At 70.0% G+C, this 23704-nt stretch carries 21 protein-coding genes; 8 read left to right on the forward strand and 13 right to left on the reverse strand.

Going from position 1 to position 23704, the window contains the following annotated elements; genetic code table 11:
• Positions 1-140 precede the first annotated feature (140 nt).
• On the forward strand, positions 141-1298 hold the full coding sequence (locus ACFRMN_RS01690; protein ID WP_383011625.1) for an alkaline phosphatase PhoX: 1158 nt from the start codon (positions 141-143) through the stop codon (positions 1296-1298).
• Here ACFRMN_RS01690 and ACFRMN_RS01695 read toward each other — a convergent pair.
• From ACFRMN_RS01695 to ACFRMN_RS01725, 7 genes are all read right to left on the reverse strand, one after another.
• On the reverse strand, positions 1268-2389 hold the full coding sequence (locus tag ACFRMN_RS01695; RefSeq protein ID WP_383011628.1) for an ArsR/SmtB family transcription factor: 1122 nt from the start codon (positions 2387-2389) through the stop codon (positions 1268-1270). The genes ACFRMN_RS01690 and ACFRMN_RS01695 overlap by 31 nt on opposite strands.
• A 503-nt stretch (positions 2390-2892) precedes the next feature.
• Positions 2893-5646, reverse strand: a complete 2754-nt coding sequence (gene ppdK / locus ACFRMN_RS01700; protein ID WP_383011631.1) for a pyruvate, phosphate dikinase — start codon at positions 5644-5646, stop codon at positions 2893-2895.
• A 356-nt stretch (positions 5647-6002) separates the two neighbouring features.
• Positions 6003-6704 (reverse strand): HAD family hydrolase, encoded by a 702-nt coding sequence (locus tag ACFRMN_RS01705; protein WP_383011634.1) that lies wholly within the window; start codon positions 6702-6704, stop codon positions 6003-6005.
• A complete protein-coding gene (locus tag ACFRMN_RS01710; RefSeq protein WP_383011637.1) occupies positions 6701-7828 on the reverse strand; it encodes an ABC transporter ATP-binding protein in 1128 nt (375 codons plus the stop codon). Before ACFRMN_RS01710 ends, ACFRMN_RS01705 begins: the two co-directional genes overlap by 4 nt.
• A gap of 7 nt (positions 7829-7835) precedes the next feature.
• On the reverse strand, positions 7836-8801 hold the full coding sequence (locus ACFRMN_RS01715) for an ABC transporter permease (RefSeq protein WP_383011640.1): 966 nt from the start codon (positions 8799-8801) through the stop codon (positions 7836-7838).
• Positions 8789-9685, reverse strand: coding sequence for an ABC transporter permease (locus ACFRMN_RS01720; RefSeq protein WP_383011643.1), 897 nt, complete (start codon positions 9683-9685; stop codon positions 8789-8791). The genes ACFRMN_RS01715 and ACFRMN_RS01720 overlap by 13 nt, the downstream gene beginning before the upstream one ends.
• A complete protein-coding gene (locus ACFRMN_RS01725; RefSeq protein WP_383011646.1) occupies positions 9685-10848 on the reverse strand; it encodes an ABC transporter substrate-binding protein in 1164 nt (387 codons plus the stop codon). The genes ACFRMN_RS01720 and ACFRMN_RS01725 overlap by 1 nt, the downstream gene beginning before the upstream one ends.
• 289 nt (positions 10849-11137) lie before the next feature.
• On the opposite strand from ACFRMN_RS01725, the gene ACFRMN_RS01730 reads away from it, so the two are divergent.
• Positions 11138-11920, forward strand: coding sequence for a GntR family transcriptional regulator (locus tag ACFRMN_RS01730; RefSeq protein ID WP_383011648.1), 783 nt, complete (start codon positions 11138-11140; stop codon positions 11918-11920).
• Positions 11921-11972: 52 nt separating this feature from the next.
• On the opposite strand, the gene dusB is transcribed toward ACFRMN_RS01730, so the two are convergent.
• On the reverse strand, positions 11973-13136 hold the full coding sequence (gene dusB / locus ACFRMN_RS01735) for a tRNA dihydrouridine synthase DusB (RefSeq protein WP_383011651.1): 1164 nt from the start codon (positions 13134-13136) through the stop codon (positions 11973-11975).
• Between the two features lie 52 nt (positions 13137-13188).
• On the opposite strand from dusB, the gene ACFRMN_RS01740 reads away from it, so the two are divergent.
• A complete protein-coding gene (locus ACFRMN_RS01740) occupies positions 13189-14688 on the forward strand; it encodes an MFS transporter (protein ID WP_383011654.1) in 1500 nt (499 codons plus the stop codon).
• Here ACFRMN_RS01740 and ACFRMN_RS01745 read toward each other — a convergent pair.
• Positions 14655-15542, reverse strand: a complete 888-nt coding sequence (locus ACFRMN_RS01745; RefSeq protein ID WP_383011657.1) for a helix-turn-helix transcriptional regulator — start codon at positions 15540-15542, stop codon at positions 14655-14657. The genes ACFRMN_RS01740 and ACFRMN_RS01745 overlap by 34 nt on opposite strands.
• 198 nt (positions 15543-15740) lie before the next feature.
• Positions 15741-15935, reverse strand: coding sequence for a DUF1918 domain-containing protein (locus ACFRMN_RS01750; RefSeq protein ID WP_351387673.1), 195 nt, complete (start codon positions 15933-15935; stop codon positions 15741-15743).
• Positions 15936-16086: 151 nt separating this feature from the next.
• Here ACFRMN_RS01750 and ACFRMN_RS01755 point away from each other — a divergent pair, with 151 nt between their 5' ends.
• Positions 16087-17562, forward strand: coding sequence for an MFS transporter (locus ACFRMN_RS01755; RefSeq protein WP_383011660.1), 1476 nt, complete (start codon positions 16087-16089; stop codon positions 17560-17562).
• A gap of 81 nt (positions 17563-17643) precedes the next feature.
• Here ACFRMN_RS01755 and ACFRMN_RS01760 read toward each other — a convergent pair whose 3' ends face one another.
• Positions 17644-17868: a DUF6243 family protein gene (locus ACFRMN_RS01760; RefSeq protein WP_383011662.1), complete on the reverse strand. Its 225-nt coding sequence runs from the start codon at positions 17866-17868 to the stop codon at positions 17644-17646.
• Positions 17869-18131: 263 nt separating this feature from the next.
• Here ACFRMN_RS01760 and ACFRMN_RS01765 point away from each other — a divergent pair, with 263 nt between their 5' ends.
• Together ACFRMN_RS01765 and ACFRMN_RS01770 are read left to right on the forward strand one after the other, a co-directional pair.
• Positions 18132-19148: an aldo/keto reductase gene (locus tag ACFRMN_RS01765; protein WP_383011665.1), complete on the forward strand. Its 1017-nt coding sequence runs from the start codon at positions 18132-18134 to the stop codon at positions 19146-19148.
• Positions 19149-19277: 129 nt separating this feature from the next.
• On the forward strand, positions 19278-19865 hold the full coding sequence (locus tag ACFRMN_RS01770) for a TetR family transcriptional regulator (RefSeq protein ID WP_383011668.1): 588 nt from the start codon (positions 19278-19280) through the stop codon (positions 19863-19865).
• 19 nt (positions 19866-19884) lie between these two features.
• On the opposite strand, the gene ACFRMN_RS01775 is transcribed toward ACFRMN_RS01770, so the two are convergent.
• Together ACFRMN_RS01775 and ACFRMN_RS01780 are read right to left on the reverse strand one after the other, a co-directional pair.
• A complete protein-coding gene (locus tag ACFRMN_RS01775; RefSeq protein ID WP_383011671.1) occupies positions 19885-20091 on the reverse strand; it encodes a hypothetical protein in 207 nt (68 codons plus the stop codon).
• Between the two features lie 114 nt (positions 20092-20205).
• Complete coding sequence (locus ACFRMN_RS01780) at positions 20206-21588, reverse strand: glycine--tRNA ligase (RefSeq protein ID WP_383011674.1); 1383 nt, start codon at positions 21586-21588, stop codon at positions 20206-20208.
• 144 nt (positions 21589-21732) lie between these two features.
• Here ACFRMN_RS01780 and ACFRMN_RS01785 point away from each other — a divergent pair, with 144 nt between their 5' ends.
• Positions 21733-22752, forward strand: coding sequence for a metal ABC transporter substrate-binding protein (locus ACFRMN_RS01785; RefSeq protein ID WP_383011676.1), 1020 nt, complete (start codon positions 21733-21735; stop codon positions 22750-22752).
• A gap of 84 nt (positions 22753-22836) precedes the next feature.
• Positions 22837-23703 (forward strand): metal ABC transporter ATP-binding protein, encoded by an 867-nt coding sequence (locus ACFRMN_RS01790; RefSeq protein WP_383011679.1) that lies wholly within the window; start codon positions 22837-22839, stop codon positions 23701-23703.
• Position 23704 lies beyond the last annotated feature (1 nt).

The following is a 23704-nucleotide window of genomic DNA, read 5'->3' on the forward strand; positions in this document are numbered from 1 at the left end:
CCGTCTCCCCCGGCGGAATGACGACTCCTCACCGCTCGTTCAGACGGCGGCCATTGACATCCCCTAGGCTCCTGCGACGCGCGACCCCATGGCGTCGGCCGGCGCCGCGGGGCGGTCACGACACCACCATGGAGCGACCAGTGGAACGTCGCAGTTTCCTGCGCGGAGCGGTCATCGGCACCTCGGCCGCGGCTTTCGGCGGCACCCTGTGGCGCGGCGCCGCCTACGCCGCGCCCGCCCAGCCCGGCGCGGGCCCCTACGGAGCACTCGGCACGGCGGACGCCAACAACATCCGGCTCCCCGCCGGATTCACCAGCCGGGTCATCGCCCGGTCGGGGCAGCAGGTCCCCGGCACGTCGTACAGCTGGCACAACGCCCCGGACGGCGGCGCCTGCTACGCCGACGGCACCGGCTGGATCTATGTCTCCAACTCGGAGATCGACCCGTCGGGCGGCGCGAGCGCGGTCCGTTTCTCCTCGACGGGCGCGATCACCGCCGCGTACCGGATCCTCTCCGGCACCCGGCAGAACTGCGCGGGCGGCAAGACTCCGTGGAACACCTGGCTCTCCTGCGAGGAGGTGGACCGCGGCTATGTCTACGAGACCGACCCGTGGGGCGTGAAGGCGCCGGTGCGGCGGGACGCGATCGGACGCTTCAAGCACGAGGCCGCCGCCGCGGACCCCGTACGCAGGACCATCTATCTCACCGAGGACACCACCGACGGCTGCTTCTACCGCTTCACGCCCACCACCTGGGGCGATCTGTCGGCGGGCCGTCTCGAAGTCCTGACCGCCGGTACGGGCACGAGCGGCCCGGTGGGCTGGGCGACGGTCCCCGACCCGAGCGGCGCCTCGACGGCCACCCGTAACCAGGTCTCCGGCGCGAAGCACTTCAACGGCGGCGAGGGCTGCTACTACGCCGACGACACCTGCTGGTTCACGACCAAGGGCGACAACCGGGTCTGGCAGTACAACGTGGCCGCGGGGACCATCGAGCTGGCCTACGACGACTCGCTCGTCTCCGGTACGGCGCCGCTGACCGGTGTCGACAATGTCACCGGCTCCTCCTCCGGCGATCTCTTCGTCGCGGAGGACGGCGGGAACATGGAGATCTGCGTGATCACCCCCGACGATGTCGTCGCGCCGTTCCTGCGGATCGGCGGCCAGTCCGGCTCGGAGATCACCGGACCGGCCTTCTCCCCCGACGGCAAGCGGCTCTACTTCTCCAGCCAGCGCGGTACCAGCGGGAGTTCGTCGGGCGGTATCACCTACGAGGTCACCGGGCCGTTCCGGGCGTAGAGCCCTTCCGATGCTTTGCCGCCCCGCAGCAGGGCGGCGCCCAGCGGGGTGAGGGTGTGCAGGACGGCGTTGCCGTGCCGCAGGGTGACGACGAGCCCCGCCTCGCGCAGGACGCAGGCGTGCTGGCTGGCAGAGGCGAGGGACACGCCGGTTCTGCGAGCCAGCTCGCTCGTGGTCGAGCCGTGCTCGATGGCGCGCAGAACGGCCGAACGCGTATGTCCGACGAGCCGGCCGAGCGTGGGTCCGCCACGCTCCGTGACGGCGGGCGCTTCGGAGTGGGTGACGGGATAGACCAGGACGGGCGGCAGCGTGGGGTCGCGGTGGACGACGGGCGTGGAGCGGCAGAAGAACGACGGCTGGAGCAGCAGTCCCCGCCCGTCCAGCCGCAGTTCGCGGTCGAACGGGTAGTCGGCCTCCAGCACCGGGGAGCGCCAGCGCAGCATCGGCGGCAGCGTGGAGAGCAGTTCGTCCGCGCCGCCGTCGAGCAGCGCCCGCCCGCGCAGCGCCCGGTCCGCCTCGACCCTGGCCCGGATATGCGGCCAGTACGGCTCGACGGCGGCGCGGTGGTACGTACGCAGCGCGTCGACGAGCCGGCCGGAACAGCCGGCGCAGCCGTCGGCGAGCGAGGCCAGCCGGCCGCCCGGGTCTCTGCCGTGCCCGTCGCTGCGGTCCCTGGCCCGGTCCCTGACCCGCTCCCTGCCTCGGTCCCTTTCTTGGCCCGGTCCTGCCTCGCCCCGTCCGGCCGCGCGGGTCCGCCCCACGGCGAGCAGGGCGAGTTCGGCGCGGATTCTCTCCTGGGGTGTGGCGCGCAGCGCCTCAAGGCCCGCTTCCAGGCCCGTGTCAAAGCCGAGCCTTCCCTGAGCCGGCGTCAGGAAATCCGGGAAATAGCCGCGCTGCGGAACGAGCGCGGAGAGCAGACTTGTTTCACCGTTCAACCGGGTTCGCGTTTCCCTGCGCCATTCCCCGTAGGCGAGCGGACCGCGTCGGTCTCTTATTCGATGAAAGCTGAGAATCGTTTCCCACAGCGGGTCGGGCCCGGCGGCCATCCGTACCCCGCCGAGGTCCTTCCCGGTGAAATGAATACGCAGCATCAAATCTCCACTTGTTGCAGCCACAATCTCCCCAGCAGCCCCCAGCACTGAGTATGCAGGTCATCACGGGCTGTTACCACGGTGTTTCGGCCACAGTTGAAACGCTTCGCGGTGGCGCGCGCGAAGCGAAAAGCTGTACCTCGTCGGGCATGAAACCTGGACGACCGAATAGGCGTGGCGAAGGCCGTGGGGGGCTTTGCCCGCTCGGCGGCGGTCGGTCGAGGTTGCGGCTCCATGTCCGGCCCGCGTAAAAGGGGCGCGACCGGTGGGTGGGGATCCACCGGTCGCGCTCTACCCGTTACCAGCCGTTACCCGGGGGGCAATTCAACAGGACACTCACCATTCGCACATGACGAAGGGGCGGGCGCCTCCGCACAAGGCGCCCGCCCCTTCTCTGTGCCCCGGAGCCGCCTCGCCGGTCCGGCGAGGGTCAGGGATCAACCGGCAATGCGGCTCCGGTGTTCAGAGGAAATCCACCACTTTCTCTCGGGAGTCACCAAAAGTCATCGGGAATCGCTGCCGGCCGACGACGCCGCCGCGCGGCCCGCCTCCAGCCGCGCCACCGGGATCCGGAACGGCGAGCAGGAGACATAGTCCAGACCCACCTCGTGGAAGAAGTGCACCGACTCCGGATCGCCGCCGTGTTCACCGCAGACACCGAGCTTGAGTCCCGGCCGGGTGGCCCGGCCCGCCTCGGAAGCGCTCCGCACGAGCGCGCCGACGCCGTCCCGGTCGATCGTCTCGAACGGGGAGACGCCGAAGATGCCCTTCTCCAGGTACGCGGTGAAGAAGCTCGCCTCCACGTCGTCGCGGGAGAAGCCCCAGACGGTCTGGGTGAGGTCGTTCGTACCGAACGAGAAGAACTCCGCCGCCTCCGCGATCTGCCCGGCGGTCAGCGCGGCGCGCGGCAGCTCGATCATCGTGCCGAGCGCCAGCTTGAGTTCGACCCCGGTGGCCCGCTCGACCTCGGCGATGACCAGCTCGGCCTCGTCCCTGACGATCTCCAGCTCCTGGACGGTGCCGACGAGCGGGATCATGATCTCCGGGCGCGGGTCGCCCTTGGCGTTCTTGCGCTCGGCCGCCGCCTCCGCGATGGCGCGTACCTGCATGGCGAACAGCCCGGGGATGACCAGGCCGAGCCGTACCCCGCGCAGACCGAGCATCGGGTTCTGCTCATGGAGCTTGTGCACGGCCTGGAGGAGGCGCAGATCGTTCTCGTTGTGGTCCTTGCGGGCCTCGGCGAGGGCGACCCGTACGGACAGTTCGGTGATGTCGGGCAGGAACTCGTGCAGCGGCGGGTCGAGCAGCCTGACCGTCACCGGCAGGCCGTCCATCGCCTCGAACAGCTCGATGAAGTCCTTCTTCTGGAGCGGCAGCAGCGCCCGCAGCGCCTCTTCCCGCTCGTCGTCCGTGTCGGCGAGGATCAGCTTCTCGACCATCCCGCGGCGCTCGCCCAGGAACATGTGCTCCGTACGGCACAGTCCGATGCCCTGCGCGCCGAATCGCCGGGCGCGCAGCGCGTCCTCGGCGTTGTCGGCGTTGGCACGCACCCGCAGCCTGCGGCGGCGGTCGGCGTACGCCATGATCCGGTGCACGGCCTCCACCAGTTCGTCGGCGTCGTCGGCGCCCGCGTGCATCCGTCCCTCGAAGTACTCGACGACGGGGGACGGTACGACCGGGACCTCACCGAGGTAGACCTTGCCGGTCGAGCCGTCGATGGAGACGACGTCGCCCTCCTCGATGACGGTTCCGTCGGCCGTCAGCCGACGCGACTTGGTGTCGACCTCCAGCTCCTCGGCGCCGCAGACACAGGTCTTGCCCATGCCCCGGGCGACGACGGCGGCGTGCGAGGTCTTGCCGCCGCGCGAGGTCAGGATGCCCTCGGCGGCGATCATCCCGTCCAGGTCGTCGGGGTTGGTCTCGCGGCGGATGAGGATGACCTTCTCGCCGGACCGGGACCACTTGATGGCGGTGTACGAGTCGAAGACCGCCTTGCCGACGGCCGCGCCAGGCGACGCGGCGATCCCGCGCCCGAGCAGCTTCCGCTTCGCGTTCTCGTCGAACCGCGGGAACATCAGCTGGGCGAGCTGGGCGCCGTTGACGCGCTGGAGCGCTTCGGCCTCGTCGATCAGTCCCTGGTCGACGAGTTGGGTCGCGATCCGGAAGGCGGCACCGGCGGTGCGCTTGCCGACCCGTGTCTGGAGCATCCACAACTGGCCGCGCTCAATGGTGAATTCGATGTCGCACAGATCCCGGTAGTGCGTCTCCAGGGTCTCCATGATGCCCATGAGCTGGTCGTACGACTTCTTGTCGATGTTCTCCAGCTCGGCGAGCGCCACGGTGTTGCGGATGCCCGCGACGACATCCTCGCCCTGCGCGTTCTCAAGGTAGTCGCCGTAGACGCCCTGGTGGCCGCTGGCGGGGTCGCGGGTGAAGGCGACGCCCGTGCCCCCGCCTCTCGATGTCGCGGTCGGGCCGAGGTTGCCGAAGACCATGGAGCAGATCGTGACGGCGGTGCCGAGGTCGCCGGGGATGCGTTCCTGACGGCGGTAGAGCTTGGCCCGGTCGGTGTTCCAGGACTCGAAGACCGCGCGGACCGCCAGATCCATCTGCTCGCGCGGATCCTGCGGGAAGTCGCGGCCCGCCTCCCGGGAGACGATCTTCTTGAACCGCTCGACCAGCTTCTTGAGGTCTGCGGTCTCCAGATCCACGTCGGTGGCGGCGTTCTTGGCCCGCTTGGCCTCCTCCAGCGCCTCTTCGAAGAGATCCCCGTCGACGCCGAGCACGGTCTTGCCGAACATCTGGATCAGCCGGCGGTACGAGTCCCAGGCGAAGCGCTCGTCGCCCGCCTGGGCGGCGAGTCCGGCGACGGAGGCGTCGGAGAGCCCGACGTTCAGGACGGTGTCCATCATGCCGGGCATGGAGAACTTGGCGCCGGAGCGTACGGAGACGAGCAGCGGATCGTCGGCCTGGCCGAGCCTCTTCGCCATCTTCTGTTCGAGGGCGTCGAGATGCGCGCTCACCTCATCACGCAGAGCGGCCGGTTCGGCGCCACTGTCGAGATAGATGTTGCACGCCTCGGTGGTGATGGTGAAGCCCGGCGGGACAGGCAGCCCGAGGTTGGTCATCTCGGCGAGATTGGCACCCTTGCCGCCGAGGAGGTGCTTCAGATCCTTGTTGCCCTCGGTGAAGTCATAGACGAACTTCTCGCCCTGGAGCGTGGGGGTGGCTACATGGGGATCGCTGTTTTCCGACACGGGTCCGACTCCTCAAGGACGCGGTGGCTGCCCTGACGGCGAGGAACATACCCAGATCGAAGGCGCCTGGGTACGGCCACTTGCCTGTCATACGGCCTTAACCACCCGTCCGCCAGCAGATCGAAAGTGACGGTGGCGCGGTCGGTCCGGCCGGTCTCCTTCACGCCTCGAAGCGGCCATGACCCGGACATGACCGGATGCGCTCATATGAGTGATGACATCGACGTCTGAGTTCAAGTGATGAACACAGAAAGGGTGGCACTGCGTGCCACCCTTCCCCTTCTGCACTCGCTCAAGATCCGCTCATCTGAGCCTTGCCCACATCAAACGTGGCGAGAATCACGCCCCCGAATGGCCTATCCGACGCCCCCGGACGACCCCTCGTACCCGAGTCCGCAGCCACGCAGCACCGCCAGGTCGACGTCCTCCAGACTCCGGGCGAAGTACCGCCCCACCGCCGGGTCCACCGGCAGCAGTGAGGGCACCACCAGCACCGCGCACCCGGCCGCCTGGGCCGAGGCGCTGCCGTCCGGCGAGTCCTCCACGGCGACACACACGGCGGGACCGACACCGAACCGCTCGGCCGCCGCGCGATAGGGGTCGGGGTGCGGCTTGGTCCGTACGGTGTCGTCGGCGGAGAGCGTGAAAGCGAACGGCACATCGGCCAGCGAGCCCGCGACCACCGAATCCACCACGGCCCGAGGAGACGCGCTGACCAGCGCGAAGGGCACCTCGGCCCGCTCCAGTTCGGCGAGCAGCCGACGGGCGCCCGGCCGCAGCGGCGCCCCCGCCTCCACGCGCCGGAAGAAGGACCCGGTCAGCTCCGCGGCGACCGTATCGGCGCATCCGCCGCCCGTGACCCGCACCAGATGAGCGGCGGTGTCGGCGACCGCCCGGCCGACCACCTCAGGCGCGTCCGCGCCGGTGAGCCGGTGGCCGAGGCTCCCGGCGATCTCGTCCGCCGTCTCCCACCACAGCACCTCGGTGTCCACGAGGGTGCCGTCCATGTCGAAGAGCACGGCCGCGGGCACGGCCGCGGGCGTCGTCGCCGTACTCACGCGCCGCTGCCCGGGGCCGGCACCACGAGGACGGGGCGCCGCGCGGGCTCGACCGTCGCCCGTACCCCCGGGACCAGTTCGCCCGCGTCCCTGGACGGCACATCGGACTTCACCGAACCGCCGCCCGGCAGATCGAGCAGTACGCGCGTGACCGAGCCGAAGAAGGACGCGGAGACGACCGTCGCCGTACCGGCCGGATCGGCGGTGGCGGTGATGTTCTCGGGACGGATCAGCACCTCCACCTCGCGGCCCGCCGCCGGGAGTTCGCCGTCCACGGGCAGCGTGACGCCCGCGACCTCGACCTGCCCGCCGTCCGTGAGCCGGCCGGCCAGCCGGTTCATCGTGCCGACGAACTCGGCGACGAACGCCGTGGCGGGCCGCTCGTACAGCTCCGCGGGCGGCGCGCACTGCTCCAGCCGGCCCGCGTTGAGCACCGCCACCCGGTCGGCCATGGAAAGCGCCTCCTCCTGGTCGTGGGTGACGAAGATGGTGGTGATGCCCAGCGACAGCTGGAGCCGCCGGATCTCCTCGCGCAACGTCAGCCTGACCTTGGCATCGAGTGCCGAAAGCGGTTCGTCCAGCAGCAGAACGCGCGGGCGCAGCGCCAGCGCGCGGGCCAGCGCGACACGCTGCTGCTGGCCGCCGGACATCTGGTGCGGAAAGCGGTCGCCGTGCTCGGGAAGGCCGACCAGATCGAGGAGTTCGGCCGCGCGGGCGCGCCGCTCGGCGGCGGACACCTTGCGTACCCGCAGTCCGAACGCCACGTTGTCGCGGGCGTTGAGATGCGGGAAGAGGCTGTACGACTGGAAGACCATGCCCGCGTCGCGCCGGTTCGCCGGTACGCGGGTGATGTCCTCGCCGTCCACCAGCACCTCGCCCGAGTCCGGCTGCTCGAAGCCGGCCAGGACCCGAAGCGCCGTGGTCTTGCCGCAGCCCGAGGGGCCGAGCAGGGCGAGGAGTTCACCGGGCCGCGCCGTCAGATCGAGCCCGTCGAGGGCGACGGTCGGGCCGAACGCCCGGCGCAGACCGCGGAATTCGACCAGGGCGCCGGTCGCGCCCGTGGTCCCCGCCGCCGGACGGTCTTCCTCCGGACGGTCTTCGGTTGCTGTCGAGGTGAGTGACATGGGAGGTCTACTCCTTGCCGGAGGCGGGAGAGGTGGGGGAGGCGGAAGAGCTGGAAGGAGCGGAGGAGGCGGGCGGCGCGGGCGTGGCCGAGACGGCGCGGGTCCCCGCGCGCGACAGGAGCAGCAGCAGCGCCCAGGTGATCAGCAGGCTGAGCAGCGACACCGCCACCGACATCCGCGCCTGCGCGCCGGAGACGGACACGATCCACACCGCGAACGGCCGGAAGCCGAGCAGCGAGGCGATCGTGTACTCCCCGAGCACCAGCGCCAGGGTGAGGAAGGAGGCACCGGCCAGCGAGGAGCGGAGGTTGGGCAGGATGACCCGCAGGATCACATACGGCCTGCTCGCCCCGCAGTTGCGCGCGGCCTCCACCAGGGTCGGTACATCCACGGCGCGCAGCCCGGCGTCCAGCGAGCGGTAGACGAACGGCAGCGCGAGCACGGTGTAGGCGAGCACCAGCACGACCGGGAACGACTCGTTCTGCACGGCCAGGAAGGTCTGGTAGAGCGGGGTACGGGAGAGATGGTCCGGTCCCCAGCGCAGCACCGTCGTAACGCCGGTGACCAGCGCGATCGGCGGCACCACCAGCGGCAGCATGCAGACGATCTCGACGAGCGGGCGCAGCCGGGGCGCGCCGAGCCGGACGGCGATCAGCGCCGGCACGGCCAGCAGCAGCGCGAGCGCGATGGTGGCGGCGGCCAGCCCGAGGGAGAGCAGCAGGCTCTGGGTGAAGCCCTCGGCGGAGAGGATCCCGGTGTACGCGGCGAAGGAGAGGCCCTGGCCCGGCGTATGCACCGTGAAGACGAACGAGGACAGCAGCGGTACGAGGAAGTAGAGCCCGGCGAGCGCCAGCACCGCGCCACGCCAGACGCGGGGGCGGCGGCGCGCCCGTACCCGTACGGCCTTGCCGTCCCGCGCCTGTCGCGGGGTACCGCCGGGGGCGGGGGCGGCGGTCGGTGTCAGTGCAGCCATCGGGTGCTCCGTCGCTGGAGGGGCAGATAGACCGCCATGACCAGACCGGCGATCACGATCATGTCGAGGCTCAGCGCGAGCGCCACGTTCTCCTGTCCGACCAGGACGTTGCCGGAGAGCGCGTCCGCGATCTTCAGCGTGACCAGCGGGACCGAACCGCCCACCAGCGCGGCGGCGGTGGCGTGCGCGGCGAAGGCGCTGCCGAAGAGCAGTACGAACCCGCCGAGCAGCGAGGGCGCGAGGACCGGCAGTCCGACATGGCGCCAGAACTGCCAGGTGGTGGCCCCGGCGTTCTGCGCGGCCTCGCGCCACTGCGGGCGCAGACCGTCCAGCGCCGGGACGCTGACCAGCACCATCAACGGCACCAGGAAGTAGAGGTAGATGACGGCGAGTCCGGTGAAGGAGTACAGGTTCCAGCCGACGCTGTCGAGATGGCCGAGCCGGGTGACCACACCGGAGATGCCGAGGGTGGCGACGAACGCGAACGCCAGCGGGATACCGCCGAAGTTGGCGAGCACCCCGGAGGCGGTGAGGACGGCGTTGCGGAGCGCGCCGCCGCGCGAGGTGACGACCGCCTGGGCGATCAGTGTGCCGAGCAGGGTGGCGATCACGGCGGTCAGCGCGGAGAGTTCGACGCTGCCGGCCAGCGAGGTCAGATACGGGCCCTGGAGCGAACGCTGAAGGTGTTCACCGGTCAGGGCGGTGGCGCCGGTGGCCGGATCGTCGCGGGTGACGGCCCCGTACACCAGCGCGCCGACCGGCAGTCCGAAGCACAGCGCGGCGAAGACGAGCAGCGGGAGGGCGCCGAGCCAGGCGCGCGGCGCCCGCCGCCGACGGCGTGTTCCGTCGGCGGCGCCCGGTACGGACGAGGAGGGGGTGGGCATCAGGAGACGGCCTTGTCCCAGTTCTCGGCGAGGATGGCGTTGGCCTTGTCCAGCTCGGCGGACTCGGGGAAGCTCGGGGTGCCCTCGACCTTGGGGAGCTTGGCGACGAAGGTCTTGTCGGCGGTGCCTTCGGTGGTCATCGAGGGCAGCAGCACGGGGCGCGCGTACCCCTTCAGCCACAGGTTCTGGCCCTCGGCGCCGTACAGGAACTCCATCCACAGCCGGGCGGCCGCCGGGTGGGGCGCGTCCTTGTTGATGGCCTGCGAGTAGTACTGCGCGTACACGCCGTCGGTCGGGATGGCGACCTTCCAGTCGACGCCCTTGCCGCGGAACTGGTCGGCGTAACCGGCGTTGAGGTAGTCCCAGTCGATGCTGATGGGCGTCTCGCCCTTCTCGACCGTGGCCGGGGTGGACTCGACGGGGATGAAGTTGCCGTTCTTCTTCAGCTTGCCGAAGAAGTCGATACCGGGCTGGATGTCGCCGAAGGAGCCCTTGTTGGCGAGCGACGCCGCGTACACCCCGCCGAAGGCCGAACCGGACTTGGTGGGGTTGCCGTTGAGCGCCACCTTGCCCTTGTACTCGGGCTTGAGGAGATCGGCGAAGGTCTGGGGGCAGTTCTTGATCCGGGCCGCGTCGCAGCCGATCGAGACATAGCCGCCGTAGTCGTTGAACCAGCGGCCGTCCTTCTCCTTCTGGGCGTCCGGGATCTTGTCCCACGCCTCGACCTTGTACGGCGCGAACAGGTTCTCGGCGGCGCCGCTGCGGGCGAAGGCGATCCCGAGGTCCAGGACGTCGGGCGCGCGCTTCTGGCCCTTGCGGGACTTGACGGCGGCGATCTCGTCGGAGCTGGAGGCGTCCGGGTTCTCGCTGCTGACCTTGATCTTGTACTTGGCCTCGAACGCCTTGATGACCTCGCCGTAGTTGGCCCAGTCCGGCGGAAGGGCGATCGCGTTGAGCGTGCCCTCCTTCTCGGCGGCGGTGACAAGGGCCTCCATCCCGCCGAAGTCGGCGACGGAGGCGGCGGTCGCGGCCTTGGCGCCCGCGGCGGAGTCCGCGGAGTCGTCGGGCGCGGCGCCACAGGCGGTGAGCGCGGTGAGCGCGGCGGTGCTGAGCGCCACGGCGGCGACGAGCCGGCCGTTGGCGCGGACACGGAGTCTGGTCACGCGGGGTCTCCCGGAGCGAGAAGTGAGGGTGTCGGGGGTGCCCGACGGGTGTCGGGGGGTGTCACTTGTTCAGACAAGATGGCATCAGTTCGCCCGGCTCAGGTATCGCGGACATGAACGGACGATGACCATGGCGACAGGAACCGAGGAAGACCAAACCCGTACAACTGGCTGACGATGCCAGTGAAGGGGGACGGAAACACCCACGGAAACGTACGGTTAGAGTGAAGGTCAGGTTCGCGACCGTTGGACGTACCTGTGCACAGTTGGGTTTTCCGAGGGGGCAGGCGTGGCATCAGGCACGAGCGGATCGCGCTATCTGGAGATCGCCGAGGCGCTGCGGCAGTCGATTCTGAGCGGCGAGCATCCCGTCGGCGCCCGGCTGCCCTCGGAGAGCGATCTGGCGGCCCACTGGTCGGTCTCGCGCGGCACGGTACGGCAGGCGGTCGGGCTGCTCGCATCGGAGGGGCTGATCGGCTCCCGGCAGGGCGCGCGCCGGGTCGTACTGCGCCAGGAGCGCCGCCACAGCTTCCAGCAGCTCAACAGCTTCGCGCAGTGGGCACAGGCCATGGGCAGCGAGGTCTCCAGCCTGATCCTCAGCCGTACGACCCGGCCCGCCACCGCCGAGGAGGCGTCCCGGCTGGGGGTCGGGCCGGGGAGCGAGGTGCTGTACGTCGTGCGCGTGCGGCGGCTGGACGGGGAGCCGGTGATGGTCGAGCGCACGGCCTACACGGACTGGGTCGCGCCGGTCGTACGCGCGCTGCCCGACGATGTCGTCTCGATCATGAACAGCATCGCGGAGGACGCCGGCATCGTCGCCCATTACGGCGAGCACCTGATCGACGCCGTCGCGGCGGGCAGCGAGGACGCCCGGCTGCTCCGGGTCCGCCGGGCCAGCCCGCTGCTACGGCAGCGCCATCTGACGAACACGGCGGCGGGCCGGCCCATCGAGTGGACCGACGACCGCTATCGCGCGGGCAGCGTGGCGTTCAGCGTCAGCAACTCGGCGGCGGCGGCGCCGCTGGAGCGGCAGGCGGGTCCCGAGGTGACCAGAAGCCCGTCAGGCGACTGACCGGCCCGGCACGCCCCGCAAGTGCCGGGCACACCCCGCAAGTGGGCTCGCGTCAGCCGCCCGACGTGTCCAGCTCCGCGTCCGCGCCGATACCCGCGCGGTCGTACGGGTCCTTCAGCCAGCCGTCCGGCAGGACGACCCGGTTGTTCCCCGACGTACGCCCGCGGGGACCGTCCGCGCCGTCCGGCCACGGCTGGTCCAGATCGAGTCCGGCCATCAGCTCGTCCAGCTCGGCGAGCGACGAGGTGATCGCCAACTGCTTGCGCAGGTGCGAGCCGACCGAGAAGCCCTTCAGATACCAGGCCACATGCTTACGGAAGTCGATCACTCCGCGGGCCTCGTCCCCGATCCACTCCCCCAGCAGTTCCGCGTGGCGCCGCATGACGCCCGCGACCTCGCGCAGCGTGGGCCGCGCGGTCTCCTCGCGCCCCTCGAAGGCCGCGACCAGATCCCCGAAGAGCCAGGGCCTGCCCAGGCAGCCGCGCCCCACGACCACACCGTCGCAGCCGGTCTCGCGCACCATCCGCAGCGCGTCGTCCGCCGACCAGATGTCACCGTTGCCGAGCACGGGGATCTCCGGGACATGCTCCTTGAGGCGCGCGATGGCGTCCCAGTCCGCGGTGCCGCCGTAGTGCTGGGCGGCGGTCCTGCCGTGCAGCGCGATCGCGGTGACGCCGGCCTCGACCGCGATCCGCCCCGCGTCGAGATAGGTGAGATGGTCGTCGTCGATGCCCTTGCGCATCTTCATCGTGACCGGCAGATCCCCGGCGTTGGACACGGCCTCGCGCAGGATGGCCCGCAGCAGGGGCCGCTTGTACGGGAGGGCCGAGCCGCCGCCCCTGCGGGTGACCTTGGGCACCGGGCAGCCGAAGTTGAGGTCGATGTGGTCGGCCAGATCCTCGTCCACGATCATGCGGACCGCCTTGCCGACGGTGACCGGGTCCACTCCGTACAGCTGGATCGAGCGCGGGGTCTCGGTCGCGTCGAAGTGAATGAGCTGCATGGTCTTCTCGTTGCGCTCCACCAGTGCCCGGGTGGTGATCATCTCGCTGACGAACAGCCCCGTCCCACCGCTGAATTCCCGGCAGAGCGTCCGGAACGGGGCGTTGGTGATCCCGGCCATGGGGGCGAGCACCACCGGCGGCTGGACGGTATGGGGGCCGATGGCCAGCGGGGCGGCCGGGGGTGCGACGAGCGTGGAGAGTGGAGCGGTCATCCGCCCATTGTCGCTCACGACACGAGTCATTAGTTAGTCGTACTATCAATGAATGCCCGAGCTGAGCCACGGACGGCGGATGCTGGTGCTGGCGATCTGCTGCATGAGTCTGCTGATCGTCAGCCTCGACAACACCATCCTCAATGTCGCCCTGCCCACCATGCAGAAGGAACTGCATGCCACGGTCGCCGGGCTCCAGTGGACGATCGACGCCTACACCCTCGTCCTCGCCTCGCTGCTGATGCTCGCGGGCTCCACCGCCGACCGGATCGGCCGGCGCCGGGTCTTCAAGACCGGGCTCGTCCTGTTCACCCTCGGCTCACTGCTCTGCTCCCTCGCCCCGAGCCTCGAATCGCTGGTCGCCTTCCGCATGATCCAGGCGGTCGGCGGCTCGATGCTCAATCCGGTGGCGATGTCGATCATCACCAACACCTTCACCGACCCGCGTGAACGCGCCCGCGCCATCGGCGCCTGGGGCGCCGTCGTCGGTATCGCGATGGCGGCGGGCCCCCTGATCGGCGGACTGCTGGTGGACTCGGTCGGCTGGCGGTCCATCTTCTGGATCAACATCCCCATCGGGATCGCCGCGTTCATCCTGACCTGGCGGTACGTCCCCGAGTCGCGCGCCCCGAAGCCGCGCCGCCCCGACCCCGTGGGACAGCTGCTGGTCATCGGCGTACTCGGCGCCCTCACCTACGCGATCATCGAGGCGCCCGTGGCGGGCCTGACCTCACCGCTGATCCTGTCCTTCGCCGCCGTCGCGGTCCTCTCGCTCGTCGGGCTGCTGCTGTACGAGCCGAGACGCGCCGAACCGCTGATCGATCTGCGCTTCTTCCGCAGCGCGCCGTTCAGCGGGGCGACGGTCATCGCGATCTGCGCCTTCGCCGCGCTCGGCGGCTTCCTCTTCCTCAACACGCTCTATCTGCAGAACGTACGGGGCCTGTCCGCGCTCCACGCCGGGCTGTACATCCTGCCGATGGCCGCCATGACCTTCCTCTGCGCCCCGCTCTCGGGCCGGCTCGTCGGCAGCCGGGGCCCGCGCGTCTCGCTGCTGGTCGCGGGGGTGGCGATGACGGCGAGCGGTGTGCTGTTCGCCGTGTTCGACGCGGAGGGGACGAACGTGCTGATGTTCACCGGCTATGTGCTGTTCGGCCTCGGCTTCGGCATGGTGAACGCGCCGATCACCAACACCGCCGTCTCCGGTATGCCCCGCTCCCAGGCGGGTGTCGCCGCCGCCGTGGCCTCCACCAGCCGCCAGATCGGCCAGACGCTGGGCGTGGCCGTGATCGGCGCGGTGCTGGCGGGCGGCACGGTGGGGGCGGTGGGCTCCGCCTCCTACGCGTCGGGGTTCGTGGCGGCGAGCCACCCGGCCTGGTGGATCATCACGGCGTGCGGGGTGTGCGTCCTGCTGGTGGGGGCGCTGACCAGCGGCGCCTGGGCGCGGCGGACGGCATACCGTACGGCGCAGCGCCTGGACCCCGCCGCCGCCGACAGCGAGGGCGCCACGGCCGAAGGCGCTCAGAAACGGACGGGGGCCGGCGGGGACGTCTGAGCGGACGCCTGAAGCTTCTCCAGCCGGAGCCCGGTCTCCTCGTCCACCGGGACATAGCTGACCAGCCGGGGCCCCGACGACGGCCCGAGCCAGAGGTTGGTGTGCTCCAGATTGAGCTGCCCGACCTCGGCGTTGACGAACCTCTTCGTCCTGTCCCCGACCGGGGTGACCACTTCGTGCCGCTCCCAGATCTCACGGAACTCGGGCGAGGCCGCCCGCAACCGCCCGAGCAGCGTCTTCCAGGGAGGCTCGGAAAGATGCTCCGCCATGGAGGCACGGAACTTGGCCGCCATGATCCGGGTCGTCTCCTCGCGATTGCCGAGGGCGGCGCGGAAGTCCTCGTTGGTGAAGGCGAGCCAGAGGCAGTTGCGGTCCTGCGGAGGCACCGAGTCCAGGTGGCACATCAGCACGCCGTACGTGCGGTTGTAGGCGAGGATGTCGTACCGGCTGTTCTGCACACACGCCGGGAACGGCTCCAGCCGCTCCAGCATCCGCCGGATCGCGGGCGTGATGGTGGGGCACGGCGTCCCGGGCGCGGGATCCAGCGCCCCGGCCAGCGCGAAGAGATGCGCGCGTTCGCTGGGGTCGAGGAGAAGGGTGCGCGCGAGCGCGTCGAGGACCTGCGCGGAGACCTGTATGGCCCGCGCCTGCTCAAGCCAGGTGTACCAGGTGACACCGACAGCGGAGAGCTGCGCGACCTCCTCGCGCCGCAGCCCGGGGGTACGCCGACGGCTCCCCCGGTCGAGCCCGACCTGCTCGGGCGTGATCCGCTCACGGCGACTGCGCAGGAACCCCGCGAGCTCATGCCGCCGGATATCGCTCTCCTGCCCGGCCTGTGCGGTGGTGGTACTCATAGCACCAGGGTGCCGCACGCCTCAGCCCATTGCCAGGTGGTGCCGGTACCAGCACAAGAACGCCCGGCCACCGGGCCGAGGGGGGGCCGCCGTGCGGCCCAAGCCCGGTGACAGCGGGCCCGGTTGGGACCGTACGACCGCCGCCACCAGGCATCATCTCGCGTTGTTACCCGCGCTTCAGTCGCGCTTCGAGTCGCGTCAGTCGCGCTTCGAGTGCGGCTCCACCGCGGTGTCCGGGCCCGGCGACACGATCGATTCGTGACCGTTCTCGGCGCGTACCTTGAACGGAGGCGAGCCGTTCGGCCCCAGCACCTCCACGACTTCCACGATCCGGTCGTGCTTGCCGACCACCCGGCCGTGCATCACGAGGCGGTCGCCCTTGCTTGCTTTCATCATCACTCCAATGTCACTTGACGTAACCGAGAGTGTACGAAGCGGCCGGTGTGGTCGCCCTCGGTGAAGAAGGGTGTCGCGCCTCAGCCCGTTACCGGGTAGTCCGAGTACCAGGATAAAGAGACTCTGGTACCAGGGTGGGAGATGGGCGATGGTCGGTGGAGTGAGCAGAGCATTCGCGTCCCTCCAGAAGACATCCACCGCCGAGGCCCCGTCCGGCGGACCGCCCGTCATCCATGACCACGGGTCCGTTCTCGGCACTCTCGGCCTGTTCACCGTGCTCCTCGGTGCGGCGCTCCCTCTCATCGACTTCTTCATCGTCAATGTAGCTCTGCCGACCATCGATCACGATCTGGCCGCGGGCCCCGCCCTGCTGGAGCTGGTGGTGGCCGGGTACGGGCTCTCGTACGCCGTACTGCTCGTACTCGGCGGGCGGCTCGGGGACATGCTCGGCCGACGACGGCTCTTCCTCATCGGCATGGCGGCCTTCGGCATCACCTCACTCGCCTGCGGCCTCGCGCCGAACGCCTGGACGCTGGTCGGCGCCCGGGTGGCGCAGGGCGCCGCGGCGGCGCTGATGCTGCCGCAGGTACTGGCCACCATCCACTCGGCGACCAACGGACCGCGCCGCGCGAAGGCACTGAGCCTGTACGGCGCGACGGCCGGGCTCGCGATGGTGGCGGGCCAGATCCTGGGCGGGGTGCTGGTCGCGGCCGACATCGCGGGGAGCGGCTGGCGGGCGATCTTCCTGGTGAATGTGCCGGTGGCGCTGGTGGGCCTGCTCTTCGCGGTCCGTTCGGTGCCGGAGACCCGCTCGCAGCGCCCGGCGCCCATCGACACCCCGGGGACGATCCTGCTGGCCGCCGCGCTGGTGACGCTCCTGGCGCCCCTCACGGAGGGCCGCGCCGCCGGGTGGCCCGCGTGGACCTGGGTCTCGCTCGCGGCCTTCCCGGTCGTGTCGTACGCCTTCGTACGGGTGGAGCGACGGGCCGACCGGCGGGGCAGGACCCCTCTCGTACCGCCGAGTCTGCTCGCGCTGGTCACGCTCCGGCGGGGGCTGGCGCTGATCGTGCCGTTCGGGATCGGCTTCGGCGGCTTCATGTTCGTGATCGCCGTCGCCCTTCAGCAGGGTCTGCGGATGGGCGCGATCGACGCCGGACTGACGCTGGTGCCCATGGCGGTGGCGTTCTTCGGGGCGTCACTGGCCGGACCGCGGCTGATCCGGCGCTACGGCAGCCTGGTGGTCACGGCGGGCGCGGTGTTCCGGACGGCCGGGGTGGCGCTGCTGGCGCTCGCCGTATGGGGTGGCTGGCCCTCGATCGGCGCGCTGGATCTGCTGCCGGGCATCGCGCTGGCCGGTCTCGGCCAGGGCTTCCAACTGCCGGTCATCATCCGCGTCGTGCTCTCCGACATACCGGCCGAGCGGTCCGGGGTGGGCAGCGGTGTGATGGTCACGGCCCAGCAGTCCGCACTGGCGCTGGGGGTGGCGACGCTGGGCTCGCTCTTCCTGAGCCTGACCGCAACGGCGGGGATGCGGGACGCCCTGGTGGTCACTCTCCTGGCACAGCTGGGGCTGGTCGTCCTGACGGCGCTGCTGAGCCTGCGGCTGCCGCGGAAGATCAGCTGAACGACATGGCCGTGGGCCCGGTTCACCGAGGTGATCCGGGCCCACGGTCTACGAAGGGAATGCCGTCAGTCAGTCAGTCCGTCAGTCCTGCGAGCCGGCGCCGCCGGTCGCGTCGTTCCGCCGCGTGGCGTCGTCACCGCCCTGTCCGGCGGCGCGCTCACGCATCTTGCGCAGCAGTTCCTGCTTGTGGTCGGCGGAGGCCTTGCGGTTGGCGTCGCGCGCGGGGGCGCTGGCCTGCGGGTCGGTACGGGACAGCTTCTTGCGCTGTCCGCCGACGCCGAGAAGGTTGTTGCGGCTTTTTGCCATGGGGTTCTCCCGAAGCGATGAGAAGTGATCTGCGGATTCGTCGGTGGGGGGCGGGCTTTCGCCGCCGCGCTCTCACTCGTAGATCTGGAAGAACATGCCGTGACGCTACCACCGGGCGGGGCCGGGACGTAACGCGTTTTTGGCGGACACCAGACACCTGAAGACATGGGGTGATGACAGATATTGAAATCTGTCATCGCTCATGCCATGGTTGTTCTGTCACTACTCGCGCTCACTCCACGATCCGCATGGAGGAACTCCTCATGAACGCCATCCCCACGCGCTCCCTCGGCACCTCGGGCCCCCGCACCTCCGCGCTCGGCCTCGGCTGCATGGGCATGTCCGGCATGTACGGGGGAGGTGTGAACCGCGCCGAGTCCATCGCCACCATCCACGCCGCGCTGGACGCGGGCGTCACCCTGCTCGACACGGGCGACTTCTACGGCATGGGCCACAACGAACTGCTGATCGGCGAAGCCCTGCGCACCGCCCCCGCCGGTGCCCGTGAGCGGGCCCTCACCAGCGTCAAGTTCGGTGCCATGCGCGATCCGGACAACGGGTGGAGCGGTTACGACGGCCGGCCCGCCGCCGTGAAGAACTTCGCCGCGTACTCCCTCCAGCGCCTCGGCACGGACCACATCGACATCTACCGGATCGCCAGGGTCGACCCGGACGTCCCGATCGAGGAGACGGTCGGCGCCATCGCCGAGCTGATCCAGGCCGGGCATGTGCGCCATGTCGGGCTCTCCGAGGCCGGCGCCGGGACCATCCGCCGGGCAGCCGCCGTCACCCCCGTCGCGGACCTCCAGATCGAGTACTCACTGATCTCGCGCGGTATCGAGGACGAGATCCTGTCGACCGTCCGCGAGCTGGGCATCGGCGTCACGGCGTACGGAGTGCTCTCACGCGGACTGATCAGCGGCCACTTCACGCACGACCGCGCGCTGTCCCCCACCGACTTCCGCGCCGTGAGCCCCCGGTTCCAGGGTGACAACCTTCAGCACAATCTCGGGCTGGTCGAGTCGCTGCGGAAGATCGCCGAGCAGAAGGGTGTCTCGGTCGCCCAGATCGCCATCGCCTGGGTGCTCTCCCGGGGCGAGGACATCGTGCCGCTCGTCGGCGCCCGCCGCCGAGACCGGCTGACCGAGGCTCTGGGCGCGCTGGACGTCACGCTGGACGCCGACGATCTGGCCGCCGTCGAACGCGCCGTGCCGGCCGGCGCGGCCGCCGGAGACCGGTATCCGGCCGGCCAGATGACCCACCTCGACAGCGAGCGCTGACGAGCGCTGACCGGCATGGGGGAAGGAGGACCGCCCGCCGCAGACCACCCCGCCGGTCACCGGACCTGACGGGTAGTGTCATCTGTCGCATCCGCCGTACGAGTCACGTCATGAAAGGTCGGGCGCCCCATGGCCACCGAGCCCCTGACCGCAGAGCGCATCCTCGAAGCCACCGAGGAGGTGCTGCGTCGCTACGGCCCGGCGAAGGCGACGGTGGTCGATGTGGCACGGGTGCTCGGCGTCAGCCATGGCAGTGTCTACCGGCACTTCCGTACGAAGGCCGCGCTGCGGGAGGCGGTCACCTCGCGCTGGCTGAGCCGTACGGAGACCGCGCTGGCCCGGATCATGGAAGGGGAGGCCGAGCCGGGCCCGGAGAAGCTGCGCGGCTGGCTGCTGGCGCTGTTCGACACCAAGCGGCACAAGGCCGGGGACGACCCGGAGCTGTTCGCCACGTTCTCCGTGCTCATCGACGAGAGCAGCGAGGTGGTCGACGCGCATCTGACGGAGCTGGCCCACCAGCTCACCCGGATCGTCGAAGAGGGCGTGCGCGAGGGCGAGTTCGTGGCTGCGGACCCGGCGAGCACGGCCGGGGCGGTCTTCGCCGCCACGGCCCGTTTCCACGACCCGGCGTACGCGCCGGAATGGCGGAAGCCCACGATCGACGCCGAGTTCACCGCCGTGTGCGATCTGCTGCTGCGCGGGCTGCGGGCGGGCTGACGGCCCCGCTCACGCCCCGTCAGTCCGCCGCCGGGTCCACCGTCGCCCGGTGGGCCTCGGTGAGGTGTTCCTCGGCCTTGAGCCAGGGCAGGAACTGCGCCCCCTTGCGCCAGCCGCAGGTGTCGCAGATCAACGACCGCTGCGCACCCGCCTTCTGAACGCGTACGACATGCTCGCGTCCATCCTGATCCCATCTCCTGACCGTGCTGGTGGTCGTGGCCGGCATGATCCGTGCCTCCCTGGTAGGTCAGCGCCCAGTCTGCAACGAAGCCCCCGGTTCCGTGGAGGAACCGGGGGCTTCGAGCTACGAACGTGACCCGCCGTTCAATGTGGGCCGTTGTCAGCAGCCGAGGAGCCGGGCGCCGAGGTAGCCCTGGATCTGGTCGAGCGAGACGCGCTCCTGCTGCATCGTGTCGCGCTCGCGCACGGTCACCGCGTTGTCGTCCAGGGTGTCGAAGTCGACGGTCACACAGAACGGTGTGCCGATCTCGTCCTGGCGGCGGTAGCGGCGGCCGATGGCGCCCGCGTCGTCGAACTCGATGTTCCAGTTGCGCCGCAGATCCGTCGCGAGCCCCTTGGCCTTCGGCGAGAGCTGCGGGTTACGGGAGAGCGGCAGCACGGCCACCTTGACCGGCGCGAGGCGCGGGTCAAGACGCATCACGGTGCGCTTCTCCAGCACGCCCTTGGCGTTGGGCGCCTCGTCCTCGTTGTACGCGTCGAGGAGGAAGGCGAGCATCGAGCGGCCGACACCGGCGGCGGGCTCGATGACGTACGGGGTCCAGCGCTCGCCGGCCTCCTGGTCGAAGTACGACAGGTCGTGGCCGGACGCCTTGGAGTGCGCGGAGAGGTCATAGTCGGTGCGGTTGGCGACACCCTCCAGCTCGCCCCACTCGCTGCCGCCGAACTGGAAGCGGTACTCGATGTCGGCGGTGCGCTTGGAGTAGTGCGAGAGCTTCTCGGCCGGGTGCTCGTACCACCGCATGTTCTCCTCACGGAGACCCAGGCCGGTGTACCAGTTCCAGCGCTGCTCCATCCAGTATTCCTGCCACTGCTCGTCCTCGCCCGGCTTGACGAAGAACTCCATCTCCATCTGCTCGAACTCGCGCGTACGGAAGATGAAGTTGCCCGGAGTGATCTCGTTCCGGAAGGACTTGCCCATCTGCGCGATGCCGAACGGCGGCTTCTTGCGCGAAGTCACATGCACCTGGGCGAAGTTGGTGAAGATACCCTGCGCGGTCTCGGGCCGCAGATAGGCGATGGAGCCGGAGTCCTGCGTCGGACCGAGGTGGGTGGAGAGCAGGCCGGAGAACTGCTTGGGGTCGGTGAACGTGCCCTTGTTGCCGCAGTTGGGGCAGTTGATGTCGGCGAGGCCGTTCGCGGGGGCCTTGCCGTGCTTCGCCTCGTACGCCTCCTCCAGGTGGTCGGCGCGGAACCGCTTGTGACAGGAGGTGCACTCGGTGAGCGGGTCACTGAAGGTCGCGACGTGGCCGGACGCCTCCCAGACCTCCGTGGCGAGGATCACCGAGGAGTCGATACCGACAACGTCCTCGCGCGAGGTGACCATGTAACGCCACCACTGGCGCTTGAGGTTTTCCTTCAGCTCGACTCCGAGCGGCCCGTAGTCCCAGGCGGCGCGCTGACCACCGTAGATCTCACTGGACGGGTAGACGAAGCCACGGCGCTTGCTCAGGTTGACGATGCTGTCGATCTTGTCGGCGGCCACGGTGCTCTCTTCATTACGACGACGACGAACGGCGAATGCTTCAGATTAGCGGCGGGCGCACCCCTTGGATCAAATCGGTGCGGGGTAAGAGAGGTTCCCGACCCTTGTTGACAATCGTTTCCACTTTTGTTGAAAATGACACTCATGAACGCACGACGCCTGATACCCACCGCCACTCTCGCCGGAGCAGTCACCCTCGGCCTGGTCGCGCTGTCCGCCTGCTCCCCCTCCGACGCGGCCGCCGCCAGGAAAAGCGACGGCAAACTCGCGGTGACCGCGTCGTTCTACCCCATGCAGTTCCTGGCCGAGCGAATAGGCGGCGACCATGTCTCCGTCACCACGCTCACCAAGCCCGGCGTGGAGCCGCACGACCTGGAGCTCACCCCCCGGCAGGTCGCCCAGCTCGGCGAGGCCGAGGTCATCCTCTATCTCAAGGGCATCCAGCCCGCCGTGGACGAGGCCATCACGCAGTCCGGTGTGAAGAACACCGTCGACGCGACCTCCCTCACCACGCTGGAGAAGCACGGCACCGAGGTCGGCCACTCCCACGGGGACTCCCACGGGGACGACCACGCGGGCGATCAGGCGGACGCCCACGCGACCGAGGAAAGCCACTCCGCCGGCGAAGAGGACGCCCTGGCCGGCAAGGACCCGCACATCTGGCTGGACCCGGTGAAGTACGCCGAGGTCGCCAAGGGCGTCGGCGCCTCCCTGGAGAAGGCCGACCCGGACAACTCCGCCGCGTACCGGAAGAACACCGACGCCCTGGTGAAGCAGCTCGGCGGCCTGGACACCGCGTTCAAGCAGGGCCTCGCCGACACCACCACCAAGACCTTCATCACCACCCACGCCGCCTTCGGCTATCTCGCCGAGCGCTACGGTCTGGCGCAGGAGGCCATCGCGGGCATCGACCCCGAGTCGGAGCCCAGCCCCGCCCGGATGAAGGAACTGGAGACCATCGCGGAGCACGACAAGGTCGGCACCGTATTCTTCGAGACGCTCGCCAGCGACAAGACCGCCAAGACCGTCGCAGCGGACTCCGGACTGAAGACCGACGTCCTGGACCCGCTGGAGGGAATTACGGACAAGTCCAAGGGCGATGACTACATCGAGGTCATGAACGCCAACCTCACCGCGCTGCGGAAGGCACTCGGCGCGAAGTGAGGCCGTCGAAGTGACCCGTGACGTGAAGCCCGCGAAATGACACAGCCGACACAACGGCCGACACCAGTATCGGAGGCGCCCGACATGGCGACGGTGGAGAGCGGCCGGACCGCCGAGGCGGCACGGCAGGCATCGGATCAGGGCTCCGCACCGATCGTCACCGTCCGGGGCGCCAGGGCCACGCTCGGTGCGCGCCCCGTGCTGCGCGGCATCGACCTCACCGTGCACAGCGGAGAGGTCGTCGCCCTGCTCGGCGCCAACGGCTCCGGCAAGTCCACCGCCGTACGCTCGATGATCGGGCAGGTACCGCTGACCGACGGTGAGATCACGCTCTTCTCGACCCCGCTGCGCCGCTTCCGCGACTGGGCCCGCGTCGGCTACGTACCGCAGCGCACCACCGCCGCGAGCGGGGTGCCCGCGACCGTCCGCGAGGTCGTCGCCTCCGGCCGGCTGTCCCGTACGCGGTTCGGCCTGCCCAGGAGGGCCGACCGGGCCGCCGTCGAGCGGGCCATCGAACTGGTCGGGCTCACCGACCGCGCCAAGGACTCCGTGGAGGCCCTGTCCGGCGGCCAGCACCAGCGCGTGCTGATAGCCAGGGCGCTCGCCGCCGGGCCCGAACTGCTGATCATGGACGAGCCGATGGCGGGCGTCGACCTGGCAAGCCAGGACATTCTCGCGGCGACCCTGCGCGAACAGGTCGCGGCCGGTACGACCGTCCTGCTCGTCCTGCATGAACTCGGCGCGCTGGAGCCGCTGATCGACCGCGCGGTGGTGCTGCGCGACGGCTGTGTGGTGCACGACGGGCCTCCGCCGAGGGCCCCCGAGCAGGCTTCTCCGAGCTCTTCGAGCGCGGGAGGCCCGCCGCCGGGCCATGGCCCCGATCCTCTGACCGATCCAGGCTGCCATCCGCACGAGGCCGGCGAGCCGCTCCGCACAGGACTGCTGACCTGAC

The organism is Streptomyces sp. NPDC056835 (assembly GCF_042789485.1).
GTDB lineage: Bacteria > Actinomycetota > Actinomycetes > Streptomycetales > Streptomycetaceae > Streptomyces.